The organism is Microcystis sp. M109S1, from assembly GCF_020247025.1.
Classification (GTDB): domain Bacteria; phylum Cyanobacteriota; class Cyanobacteriia; order Cyanobacteriales; family Microcystaceae; genus Microcystis.
On the sequence record NZ_JADBRW010000291.1, the window covers coordinates 1 to 12,569 of the forward strand.

Here is a 12,569-nt window from a genome sequence, read left to right on the forward strand (position 1 = left end):
CCGTTAAGCTTCTATGCTGCTTGACCCGTCACCATTACATTTTCAAGGGCGATATTTGTTCCGAGGTACAAAGGAGCGGGAGGTTTCCGTGATCCCTTACGCGCTTTACCGCTTTCTGTATTCTAGCGAAATCCCTCGAAAGTGGAAACGCTACCGCGTTAGTTTCATTTTGGTCGCGATTCATCTCCCGTTAAGCAAGGGCGGCTCTAACGGGAGTCCTCTCGCGACCTTGAGATAGACTAACTCGCTGTTGCCCATATTATCGGATAATTTCGATAGTAGGCGGAAAGTTTCTCAACAACTATTAAGAATCAAGGATTTAGCTTCTCAATTTTATCGTCAGTCTGACCGCAATTCTCCATTCTAACAGCAGGTAGCGATCGGAGTTGAGGAATCAGGGGGTGTCAGTTATCAGTGAACAGTAATCAGTTATCAGTGGGGAGATAGAGAGAAAAAAGCCGGTGGGTTACGGCGAATACTCAATTTTTAGTCAGAGTATGACTTATTTTCGCCTAACCCACCCTACAGATGATTACCTATTTGCTGATCTGGTGGGTTACGGCGAATACTCAATTTTTAGTCAGAGTATAACTTATTTTCGCCTAACCCACCCTACAGATGATTACCTATTCGTGGATAAGTTGCATGGGTGCGGTGCGAGGATCGATGATTTTCTGACCTAAACCCGAAAATTTGACCGCTAGATTCATTTTTTTACCCTCACCAAGGATATGGGTCACTTCTCCTTCTCCAAAAGTAGAGTGTAACACTCGATCGCCTACGCCCCATTTTCTTTGATTAGAGGCGGTTGTTTGAATGGGAACCACTTTTGGGGTCTTTTTCGGTTTCAGGTTGCTTGTGAGCAATTCTGGGGGCAATTCCTGCAAAAATTGGGAAGCTACCTTCATCTCTTTATTCCCCCAGACATATCTTTCTTTTGCGTAGGTTAAAAATAATTGTTCCTTGGCCCGAGTCACTCCCACATAACACAAACGGCGTTCTTCCTCAAGGGCAATGGGATCGTTTAAACTACGATTATGGGGAAAAATGCCCTGTTCTAAACCGACTAAAAAGACGATAGGAAACTCTAAACCTTTGGCGGAATGAAGGGTCATTAAGGATACTTTTTCTTGACCTTCCTGAAGATTATCTAAATCCGAGGCTAAACTAGCACTAGCGAGAAATTCCTGTAGATTGGTTTCTTCGTTTTCTGCTTGGAATTGTACGACGGCGCTATACAATTCTTGAATATTCTCGATGCGGGTATCAGCTTCCTCGGTTCCCTGCTGTTTTAATTCATCGATATATCCCGAATCTTCCATGATTTGGTCTAAGATTTCACTAGCGGATAAATCGGTGATTTTTTCTTGCAGGTTTTGGATAATTTTAGCTAACTTATTGATGCTTTTAGTCGCACGACCGGCGAGAGTATTAACGGAAGTTTCATCGCTAATAATTTCCCATAAAGGTACTCCTAATTCTTGGGCAGCTTTGAGCAAATTATCGATTGTGGTTTTACCGATACCGCGCCGGGGAGTGTTAATAATTCTCAGTAAACTAACGGTATCAGCAGGATTGGCAATCACTCGTAAATAAGCGATCGCATCTTTAATCTCCTGTCGATCATAAAATTTAAATCCCCCGACAATATTATAGGGGATATTATTGCGAATTAACCCATCTTCAAAGGGGCGAGATTGGGCATTAATTCGGTAGAGAATGGCAAAACTACCCCAATTTAATTCGGGGTTTTCTTGAGTAAATTCTCGAATTTTATCGATAACAAAAGCTGCTTCTTCCTGTTCATCTCTGGCTTTAAAAACATAAATACTCTCGCCTCCTTCTCTGGTGGGAACAAGGACTTTATCGATTCTTTGACTATTCTTTTCAATTAACTTATTTGCCGCTTGCAGAATATTTTCCCGTGAACGATAGTTTTCCTGTAGTTTCACCATCGTGCGAGTATCATCATCGAGTAAACCATCGCCAAAGTCCGCTTGAAAATTGAGCAGAATAGTAAAATCTGCCATCCGAAAACTATAGATAGATTGGTCGGCATCACCCACCACAAAAATCGATCGATCCGTCCAATTCCACTCACTTTTTTTCGTTTCACCATTGGTGGACAAAAGCCGAATTAACTCGTACTGAATCCGGTTAGTGTCTTGGTATTCATCGACTAAAATATGCTTAAATTGCGTATGCCAATAACCGAGAATAGATTCATTTTGCTGAAAAAGACGGACTGGAACCAGTATCAAATCATCAAAATCTAGGGCATTATTTTGTGCCAATTGCATCTGATAAGCCTGATAAACCTCAGAAATGACCTTTCCCCGAAAATGAGGGTTTTCTCTGGCGTAATCCCTGGGAGTTAACCCTAAGTTTTTGGCATTACTAATCGCATAACGTAGATTGCGAGCATCAAATTTTTTATCATCTAAATTCATCTGTTTAGTGACGATATTTTTTACTAAACTCTGGGCATCAGATTCGTCCATAATTGAGAAATTCCTTTGCCAACTATGACCATATTCATCCTGATATTTATTAATGTCATAGCGCAAAATCCGACCACAAAGACTGTGAAAAGTCCCGATCCAGAGTTTTTTAGTATAATTGCGATAAACTTGAGAAAAGAGTTTTTTCTGTTCGTATTCTTCCAAAAGTTCTAATCTTTGACCGTATTTTTCCTGTGCTTGCTGTTGAGCAAAAGTTTTTTCAATTCTCGTTTTCATTTCCCGGGCCGCCTTATTGGTAAAAGTGACTGCGAGAATATTTTCTGGATCGACCTTGTGATGACGGATCAAATGGGCGATACGATAGGTTAAAGCGCTGGTTTTTCCCGATCCTGCTCCAGCAACCACCAACAGGGGGCCGCAAAAATGCTCCACAGCAAGGCGCTGAGAAGGATTGAGTTGTTCTAAATAATCGGCTGTGACTGTCATAATCTTTCCGTATAGCTCTGCGACCTCTATTAATCAGGCTACATCATCGAGAAGGGGATCGGGCATTAGTCAACCCCTTCAAGAAATAAAAATTTTTTGGGCTAGTTTGTTTCAAATCGCTCAAGATTCTAAGTTGTCATCTACAATGGAATTAGCGGAGACGAAAGTTTCCGTTCACTCCTCACACCACACTCCGTCCGGACAATGTTCGGGCGGTTTCTTATTGAACATACTCGATCTCTACAAATTCCCTGTTACACTATATGATCAAAGATTTCTTGGAATCTTTGTGCGTTCAAATGTACTACCATGTGAGGGACATCACTTGTCTAAACGTTATTTGTTCACCTCCGAATCGGTTACAGAGGGACATCCCGATAAAATTTGTGACCAGATTTCTGATACTATTCTCGATGCTCTGTTATCCCAAGATGACCACAGTCGTGTAGCGGCTGAAGTGGTTGTCAATACAGGGTTAGTCTTGATTACTGGTGAAATCACCTCGAAAGCACAGGTTCATTTCGTCGATTTAGTTCGCAAGAAAATCGCTGAAATCGGCTATATAAACGCAGATAACGGCTTTTCCTCGAATAGTTGCACCGTTTTAGTCGCTTTAGACGAACAATCTCCCGATATTTCCCAGGGTGTCACGGCTGCTCAGGAAAATCGCGAACTTCTCAGCAATGATGAACTCGATAAAATTGGTGCGGGAGACCAGGGTATTGTCTTCGGTTTCGCTTGCAATGAAACCCCCGAATTTATGCCCTTACCGATTAGTTTAGCCCACCGCATCGCTCGCCGTTTAGCGGCAGTCAGAAAAACGGGTGAACTGTCCTATCTGCGTCCCGACGGTAAAACGCAAGTATCGGTCATTTATGAAGATGGTCGTCCCGTGGGTATCGATACTATCCTTGTTTCTACCCAACACGATGCTACTATCGGCGATATCACCGATAATGATCTCGTCCAACAAAAGATTAAAAGTGATCTCTGGGAAGCGGTAGTACAACCGGTCTTCAGCGATTTAGAGATTAAACCCGATGCCAATACCCGTTATCTGGTTAATCCCACCGGAAAATTCGTCATTGGTGGACCCCAAGGCGACGCGGGATTAACGGGACGGAAAATTATCGTCGATACCTACGGTGGCTATTCTCGTCACGGTGGCGGCGCTTTCTCCGGTAAGGATCCTACCAAAGTCGATCGCTCTGCGGCCTATGCTTGCCGTTATGTGGCCAAAAATATCGTCGCTGCTGGTTTGGCCGATAAGTGCGAGATTCAAGTGGGTTATGCGATTGGGGTAGCTCGTCCGGTGAGTCTCTTCGTGGAAACCTTTGGCACTGGCAAAGTCGCTGATGATGTGATTCTGGACTTAATCAATAAATACTTTGAACTCCGTCCGGCCGGTATTATCCAAACCTTTAACCTGCGCGGTTTACCCAGTGAAAGAGGCGAGCGTTTTTACCAAGATGTGGCCGCTTATGGTCATTTTGGTCGCAATGATCTCGATTTACCCTGGGAACAAACCGATAAAGCCGCTATCCTCAAAGAAGCTTTGACTTCTGCGGTAGTATAGGGTTAAAAATTAACTGCAATTTTTGATTCAGGAATAGAGTTTCAGGCTCTATTCCTTTTTTGGACGGTTTTTAAACAGAAAAAGCTATATTTATCAGTAAATCGAATCTGTCTTTCTGTTTGTGTTCTTTGTGCCTTTGTGTTTATCCTTAACTCTTATGGGATAACCGGACAGCAAAAGGTTTAGTTTTAAATATTGATGATACTTTCAACACTTTAGCCTCCCTATTCTCTGGGTCTTCTTGTAGCTAAAAAAAGCTCACCTGTTATACTAAATACGTTGAGTATAGGCTACTTATGAGGAGAGGCACTCATGCAAAAGGCAATAGGCAATAGGGTGAATAAATAATCATTCTTTAATAACAGGATTTAGTGTTATTTGTTGATGAGTGAAGATGAATATAGCGTTTCTCATCAAGATGAAGTGTAACCTGATTGGGTAAGGAAAACTTCCCATCTCACCAATAAGATAACTGCTATATAGTTAAAATTGACAACTTAGGTTAAGATGATGCTAGGTTTCACCAGTTAAAGAGCTATGGATAACAAAGTTCTCGACGTTCGCCATCTCACCGTTGAATTTTCTAATCAGAAAAGAACAACAGTCGCCGTTAATAACATTAGTTTTAGCTTGCAGAAAGGTCAAGTTCTCGGTTGTGTGGGGGAGTCGGGTTCAGGAAAATCCGTCACCTCCCTCGCACTCATGGGATTGGTTCCCTCTCCGGGGAAAATTACCGGGGGAGAAATTTGCTTTCGTCCGGCAAAAGGTCAGTCAATGCAAGCAGTAGATTTATTATCTATTCCCCCGGAAGAATTGCGTTATTATCGCGGGGGAGAAATGGCGATGATTTTCCAAGAACCAATGAGTTCTCTTAATCCAGTTTATAACATCGAGTTTCAACTCACCGAAGCGATTCTTCTTCATCAAAAAGTCACCACTGAACAGGCAAAAAATCAAGCCATCTCTCTACTGCAAGAAGTGCGCTTATTACCCAGTGATGAACAGTTGGAGGAGAAGTATATAGAAACTTTTCCCTTAGAAAATAAGGGTCATGTCAGAGAAAAAATTAGAACTTATATTCAGGAACAAAAAGAAGCAATTCTCAAGCGTTATCCTCACGAATTATCGGGGGGACAATTACAAAGGGTAATGATTGCCATGGCGATTTCTTGTAATCCTACTCTATTAATTGCCGATGAACCAACCACCGCTTTAGATGTGACTGTCCAAGCAGAAATATTAAGATTATTACGAGATTTGTGTAAAAGCGATCGAGAAATGTCAATGGTTTTTATCTCCCATGATCTAGGAGTTATTAACGAAATTGCCGATCAAATTGTCGTGATGTATCAAGGAGAAATTGTCGAACAGGGAACTAAAGAAGAAGTATTAAATTATCCCCAACATCCCTACACAAAAGGTTTACTTGCCTGTCGTCCTCGCTTAAACTCTCGTCCAGAAAAATTGCCCACTGTCAGCGATTTTTTACGAGTCGAAAAAGACTGCCAAGGTAAGATTATTGAATTACAGGAAATTACTCCACCAGCAGTTAAATTTATTACTCTCCAGGAGGAAGAAAGCAGAATTGAAGGTTTACAAGATCACGAGAATATTTTATCGGTAGAAAATTTATCGGTTAGATTTCCGGTTAAGGGAGTTTTCGGGCAATTAAAGACTTTTTTTAATGCCGTAGATCAGATCAGTTTTACCGTTAAACAGGGGGAAACCCTCGGTTTAGTCGGTGAATCGGGCTGCGGGAAATCAACCCTAGCAAGGACAATTCTGCGCTTAATTCCTGCCACTTCTGGAAATATCTATTTCCGAGGAGAAAATCTCGCTAAATTAAACCCCAGCGATCCAAAATTAAGATTACTGCGACGGGAATTACAGATAGTTTTCCAGAATCCCTACAACTCCCTGAATCCCCGTTTATCCATTGGTAAAGCAATTTTAGAACCGCTGGTTATTCATCATACCGGCGGCAATTCCCAAAAGCAACGTGAACGAGTAGAATATTTATTAGAACGAGTTAAACTTGATCCTAATTGGTTTGATCGCTATCCCCATCAACTATCAGGAGGACAACGACAAAGGGTGTGTATTGCTCGCGCTTTAGCCTTAAATCCTCAGTTTATTATCTGTGATGAATCTGTCTCTGCTTTGGATGTTTCCGTGCAAGCGGGAGTCTTAAATTTACTCAAAGAATTACAGCAGGAATTTAATCTCACTTATATCTTTATTTCCCACGATTTAAGTGTCGTCAGATTTATGAGTGATCGCATTATGGTGATGAATAAAGGTAAAATTGAGGAAATGGGTACAGCTAACCAAATTATTAACTCTCCCCAAAGTGATTACACCCGTAAACTTATCGCTTCCATTCCCCAATTTACCGAAAGTCTTGCTAGTTAATTAGTACAGGAATTTAATCTCACTTATATCTTTATTTCCCACGATTTAAGTGTCGTCAGATTTATGAGCGATCGCATTATGGTGATGAATAAAGGTAAAATTGAGGAAATGGGTACAGCTAACCAAATTATTAACTCTCCCCAAAGTGATTACACCCGTAAACTTATCGCTTCCATTCCCCAATTTACCGAAAGTATCGCTAGTTAATTAGTAACAACAAAACTTCATAATGCTTAACAGTGCAAAAGTTAAGATTTCCTGTATAAATTCTCTCCCTTGATCCTAAGCATGATATGTTGAGGAAACATTCAACTCTAACCAACTAAAATGATTAGAGTAATCAGGGAAAGCGCAGTGCAAATCTGCCACTGTCCCGCAGCTGTGATTAAGGATTATCCTTATTAGTCAGAATGCCTGAGGAATGTGCGACCAAATCTAGTCAAATCCGCGAGGTACGGAATGAATATCCAGAAATATTGCCGCTTAATTCTGATAGCGGTGCTGACTGTTCATCTATTAATTAATTCAGCCAATCCAGCGGCAGCTATGCACATTGCCGAAGGGTTTTTGCCTGTACAGTGGGCAGCTTTTTGGTGGATAATATCGCTTCCTTTTTTCATTTTTGGCTTACGTTCTTTAACTCGTATCACTCAAGAACATCCCGAACTTAAGCTATTGCTTGCCCTAGCTGGTGCTTATACTTTTGTTCTCTCAGCCTTAAAAATTCCCTCGGTTACAGGTAGTTGTTCTCATCCGACGGGGACAGGTTTAGGAGCAATTTTGTTCGGTCCCTTGACGATGACTGTTTTGGGAACTTTAGTGTTATTATTTCAGGCTTTGTTATTAGCTCATGGCGGGTTGACTACTCTGGGGGCAAATATGTTTTCTATGGCTATAATTGGACCATTAGTTGCCTATTGTATCTATCATTTGCTTCTAAAAACAGGACAACAAAGAGTGGCTATTTTTTGTGCCGCTGCCCTAGCAAACTTGTTCACCTATATAACCACTTCTATCCAATTAGCCTTAGCCTTTCCTGCGCTTGACGGTGGGTTTATGGCATCTTTTATCAAGTTTGCGGGAATTTTTGCTCTGACTCAAATTCCTCTAGCCATTAGCGAAGGATTACTGACATTATTGGTCTGGAATTGGCTAGAGTCTTACGGAAAAAAAGAGTTAGAGACTATCAAATTATTACAAGGGTAAGGCTGAATTATGAACCGATATTCTCTAAGAAATAATTGGCTTTTGGCTATGGCCGTAATTCTTCTAGCAGTTTTGCCCTTAGTTTTTGTGCAGGGCGAATTTAGCGGGGCTGATGACCAAGCAGAAACCGCAATCACTAAACTTAATCCTGAGTATAAATCATGGTTTCGACCTTTCTTTGAACCGCCTAGTGGTGAGGTAGAAAGTTTACTTTTTGCATCCCAAGCCGCCTTGGGGGCGGGGGTGATTGGTTTTGTTATCGGACTATATAAAGGAAGGACTGAAAAAGAACAATCTGCCTCCACAGAGGAGAATAGCAATTAGTAGAAATGAGCCATCTAATTGATAGTCTTGCTTACAAAAATCGTCTGCGTTGGTTGCCTCCAAATCCTAAGCTATTGTTGACGATAGTTCTATTAATTCTCTCGCTAATTTCCTCTTGGCCTGTGCAGTTACTCGTCGGTTTTTGGTTGACTATAGCAATTACTATCTATGCGGGGATTCCCCAAAGGACTTATCTGCGCTTGTTATCTTTACCTTTGGGGTTTTCTTTAATTAGTTTACCTGCTTTTATTATTAATGGTGTACCGTGGGATAAAAAATCAATAATTCAGCAGGATATTTGGCAAGGTCTGGGATTTTCTTTAGGTTATTTGTATCTCTATATTAGCCAAACAGGTATGGAGCAAGTTGGGTTTTTATTCCCCAGAATTTGGGCGATGACAAATTGTCTATATTTTCTAATTTTAACCACTCCCTTTATTGAAATCTTACAAGTTTTCAGACAATGGCGATGTCCGATTTTATTGACAGATTTATTATTATTGATGTACCGTTTTATTTTTAGCTTACTAGAAGTTGCTCAAGAAATTTGGACAGCACAAAATTCCCGTTGTGGTTATCAAAGTTGGTCAAGAGGAATGAAAAGTATTGGTATTTTGGGAGGGCAGTTATTCCAGCGAACTCTTAATAATTATCGTCAGATTTCTATCAGTTTAGAAGCGCGAGGATTTCAAGGAAGTTTAAAAATGTCTAGTTCCCGTTCTTATCAATCTCAAAGAAGATACATATTTGAAGCTTTATTCGGTTGCAGTTTATTGATTATTCTTAACTTAGTTATCAACTAAAATGACTCAAAATTTATTGGAATTTCAAAATGTTTCCTATAGTTATCCTTGTCTTTCCAGTCGAGCTATTAAAAATTTTGATCTTACAATTTCCGTGGGAAAAAAGTATGCTTTAATCGGACAGAACGGTTGTGGAAAAACTACCTTATTTCTTTTAGCTAGTGGTTTATATCAACCCCAGCAAGGTATAATTTATTGGCAAGGAAAACCCTTTCAATATAACCGCTCTTTTTTGGGAAATTTACATCAGCAAATTGGCTTAGTTTTTCAAAATCCTGAGCATCAGTTAGTCGCAGCCACTGTGGAAGAAGATATTTCCTATGGTTTAAATAATCTAGACTTACCTACCTCGGAAATTATCGACCGTGTGTGGGCAACCCTAGATAAATTTGCTTTAACTCCCCTAGCTTATGAACCAGTGCATCATCTTAGTTTGGGACAAAAAAAACAAGTTTCAATTGCTGATGTAATGGTGATGAATCCCACCTTGCTTTTATTAGATGAACCCACGGCTTATCTAGATGCACGTCATAGTCAAAAATTACGAGAATATCTCGAACAAATTCATCAACTCGGCACAACAATTATCCTAGCAAGTCATGATTTAGATTTTGTCTATCACTGGGCTGATTGGATTTTTGTCATTGATGACGGACAATTAATTATTGAAGGAACTCCCAGAGAAGTTTTTGCTCAAAGAAAAACTATAGAAAAGTTACAACTAGGATTGCCCATCATTCTAACACTTGTGGAAAAGCTAGGAATTTTAGCGACACAAACAGGTAACATGAGCCAGAAAATCTTTGAACAATGGCAAGAATATTTACTGTCAAAATAGAGGCGAAAAAATCTGAGTTTCCAGCTGCGTTGCTAATCCCAATAAAGTGATTTCATCAGCAGGTTTACCCACTAACTGGATTCCCACGGGTAAACCTTGACTATCCACTCCCGTTGGTAAAGCAATCGCGGGTAGGCCACTCGCATTAGCAATGGGGGAAGGGGCAATCCAACGAATCATATTATTAACCGCTTCTTCTGGTGGTAAATTTTCCCACTCACCAATTCTGGGGGGTTGATGTAGGAAAATGGGCAAAAGTAAGACATCAAAATTATCAAACATCGCCACAATTTGCCGCGAAATAATGTGCATCTGCTGCACTGCTTGCAGGTACTCCCCCGCACTGCCAGAATTCTCTAATAACCATTGGTTAAGGGGACTTAATAACTGCTTGGGAATTGCCGCCGCTGCCGTCCCCGCTTGCCAAATACGGCGAAAAGGAGCGATTAAAGCCTGTAAATCGGGAGAATACTCCGTTAAATGATGCCCCATGCTTTCCAAATTTTTAGCCGTCTCGAGGACAGCATTTTTATAGACGGAAGCCGCTTCACCGAAGGGGGATATGGAAGTAGAAAAAGCGATTCTTAGGGGTTTTACGGCTCTTTGAGTGGCTTCTAGGAAAGAAAAGGGCGGATCGGGTAGCCAGTAGGGATCGCCCGTCGTATAGCCCGAAATCACGGTAAGCAGCGCCGCCCCATCTGCCACCGTCTTAGAAAGAGTGCCGTTAGTGGCGATACCGCTTTGAAATTCCCCCACCGGGGCATAGGAAACGCGCCCGCGACTGGGTTTTATCCCCACCAAACCGCAACAACCCGCCGGAGTACGAATGGAACCGCCACCGTCGGAACCCTGGGCAATCGGGCAGAAACCCGCCGCTACAGCTGCCGCTGCCCCGCCACTAGAACCTCCTGCGGTATAATCGCGGTTGAAGGGGTTACGAGTCGGCAAAAAACCCGGATTTTCGGTGTAGGGAAAGGAACCTAGTTGGGAAGTGGCAGTTTTGCCCAGAAGGATAAAACCCGCCCTTTTGATTCTGGTGACGATTCCTTCATCGTACTGGGCAATATTTCCCCGGAGGGCGGCGACTCCGTAACTAACGGGCATTCCAGCGACGGCATTTAAGTCTTTAATGGCGGTGGGAACTCCAAAAAAAGGCGGTAATTCGGCAGTATCGGCGATTTGACTTAATTGTTCCGTTTGGGCGCTGGCGGTTGCTAGGGCGCTTTCCCCAGCGACATGGACAAAACTACCAATTTGGCAGTCAAATTTCTCAATTCTGTCGAGGTATAAATGGGTTAATTCTAGGGGTGAGATTTGTTTAGTGCGAATCAGTTGGGCTAATTCTAGGGCAGATTTTGGCAATAATTCATCACTCATGAGCGATCGAGGTAAAATAGGTAAGTGAAAATAATTATATTCTTTAATGATAGAGATGGTTTTAAAGGAAAATTGAAGTAAAAATTTCCCTATCCCCTATCCCCTCTTGTCTTGGAAAATTATGACTCCACAGTTAATTGAAATTCTCTCGGCTGACGAAATTCGTCGCACCCTTACCCGTTTAGCTTCCGAAGTTATCGAAAAAAGTGGCGATTTAAATAACTTGATTTTGATCGGTATCTACACGCGAGGAGTGCCTCTAGCTAATTTAATTGCTAGTCAAATTGAAAGCTTAGAAGGGGTAAAAGTTCCCGTGGGAGCGATCGATATTACCTTCTATCGCGACGATCTTGATCGCATTAAAACCCGCACTCCTGCTAAAACCAAAATGCCCCTAGATGTCACGGGAAAAACTGTGATTTTAGTCGATGATGTTATCTATAAAGGTCGCACGATCCGCGCCGCTTTCAATGCTATTATTGAGTATGGCAGACCGCAAAAAATCCGCTTATTAGTGTTAGTTGATCGTGGTCATCGGGAATTACCAATTCACCCGGATTTTACAGGCAAAAAACTACCCACCGCAGCCGAGGAACAGGTAAAAGTTTATCTACAAGAGATTGACGGCAAAGATGGGGTGGAATTAATCAAATAAACAGGAGTTAAGACTATTAGTCAGGACGGGAAGTCGTGACTAATCCCCAGAGGAAAATAAACACGATCGCACCGATAATAGCGACAAAAATGCCCGGTATGCTTAAGGTAGAACCCGCTAGGGCAAAACTGCCAGTTTGAATCAAATTTAACAGAGTTCCCCCCACAAAAGCCCCGATAATTCCTAGCAAAGTCGTGGCAAAAATACCACCCCCCTGTCGCCCAGGATAAATAGCTTTTGCGATCGCACCAGCAATAAAGCCCAAAATTATCCAAGAAATGACATTAATCTTGACATCCTCGCCGCCCTAAAAGTGCGGCGATTCCTAAACCTCACGATTTAAGTTTCTGCTTCAACCACCGTTGCATACCACGGTTAAAAAACCATGTACTGTCTTACACAAAGTCCACAGACTTTCGCGACCTTTCAG

The 12,569-nt window shown here is 41.7% G+C and carries 10 protein-coding genes, 1 pseudogene and 1 riboswitch; of the genes and pseudogenes, 8 read left to right on the forward strand and 3 right to left on the reverse strand.

Annotated features, from left to right (window positions below; genetic code table 11):
* Positions 1 to 626: 626 nt before the first annotated feature.
* Positions 627 to 2,948, reverse strand: a complete 2,322-nt coding sequence (pcrA, locus tag IM322_RS14650) for a DNA helicase PcrA (RefSeq protein ID WP_287676336.1) — start codon at positions 2,946 to 2,948, stop codon at positions 627 to 629.
* A 325-nt stretch (positions 2,949 to 3,273) separates the two neighbouring features.
* Here pcrA and metK point away from each other — a divergent pair, with 325 nt between their 5' ends.
* The 7 genes and pseudogenes from metK (at position 3,274) to IM322_RS14685 (ending at position 10,107) form a co-directional block, all read left to right on the forward strand.
* Positions 3,274 to 4,524 carry a methionine adenosyltransferase gene (gene metK / locus IM322_RS14655; protein WP_012267167.1) on the forward strand — a complete coding sequence of 417 codons (1,251 nt, stop codon included), beginning with the start codon at positions 3,274 to 3,276 and terminating at the stop codon, positions 4,522 to 4,524.
* Positions 4,525 to 5,061: 537 nt separating this feature from the next.
* A complete protein-coding gene (locus tag IM322_RS14660; RefSeq protein ID WP_287676337.1) occupies positions 5,062 to 6,936 on the forward strand; it encodes an ABC transporter ATP-binding protein in 1,875 nt (624 codons plus the stop codon).
* Positions 6,937 to 7,143, forward strand: a pseudogene (locus IM322_RS14665) (ABC transporter ATP-binding protein); the annotation flags it as partial.
* A gap of 81 nt (positions 7,144 to 7,224) precedes the next feature.
* Positions 7,225 to 7,372: riboswitch (cobalamin riboswitch) on the forward strand.
* A 23-nt stretch (positions 7,373 to 7,395) separates the two neighbouring features.
* Positions 7,396 to 8,142: an energy-coupling factor ABC transporter permease gene (locus IM322_RS14670; protein WP_287078329.1), complete on the forward strand. Its 747-nt coding sequence runs from the start codon at positions 7,396 to 7,398 to the stop codon at positions 8,140 to 8,142.
* A 9-nt stretch (positions 8,143 to 8,151) separates the two neighbouring features.
* Complete coding sequence (locus IM322_RS14675; protein ID WP_287078328.1) at positions 8,152 to 8,466, forward strand: energy-coupling factor ABC transporter substrate-binding protein; 315 nt, start codon at positions 8,152 to 8,154, stop codon at positions 8,464 to 8,466.
* Positions 8,467 to 8,471: 5 nt separating this feature from the next.
* Positions 8,472 to 9,269, forward strand: a complete 798-nt coding sequence (cbiQ, locus tag IM322_RS14680; protein ID WP_287078327.1) for a cobalt ECF transporter T component CbiQ — start codon at positions 8,472 to 8,474, stop codon at positions 9,267 to 9,269.
* 1 nt (position 9,270) lies between these two features.
* A complete protein-coding gene (locus IM322_RS14685; protein ID WP_158201055.1) occupies positions 9,271 to 10,107 on the forward strand; it encodes an energy-coupling factor ABC transporter ATP-binding protein in 837 nt (278 codons plus the stop codon).
* On the opposite strand, the gene IM322_RS14690 is transcribed toward IM322_RS14685, so the two are convergent.
* Positions 10,099 to 11,484 carry an amidase gene (locus IM322_RS14690; protein ID WP_287676338.1) on the reverse strand — a complete coding sequence of 462 codons (1,386 nt, stop codon included), beginning with the start codon at positions 11,482 to 11,484 and terminating at the stop codon, positions 10,099 to 10,101. The genes IM322_RS14685 and IM322_RS14690 overlap by 9 nt on opposite strands.
* 121 nt (positions 11,485 to 11,605) lie before the next feature.
* Here IM322_RS14690 and pyrR point away from each other — a divergent pair, with 121 nt between their 5' ends.
* Positions 11,606 to 12,139, forward strand: a complete 534-nt coding sequence (gene pyrR / locus IM322_RS14695) for a bifunctional pyr operon transcriptional regulator/uracil phosphoribosyltransferase PyrR (protein ID WP_286825799.1) — start codon at positions 11,606 to 11,608, stop codon at positions 12,137 to 12,139.
* 16 nt (positions 12,140 to 12,155) lie between these two features.
* On the opposite strand, the gene IM322_RS14700 is transcribed toward pyrR, so the two are convergent.
* Positions 12,156 to 12,404, reverse strand: a complete 249-nt coding sequence (locus IM322_RS14700) for a GlsB/YeaQ/YmgE family stress response membrane protein (protein WP_502863880.1) — start codon at positions 12,402 to 12,404, stop codon at positions 12,156 to 12,158.
* Positions 12,405 to 12,569: the final 165 nt, after the last annotated feature.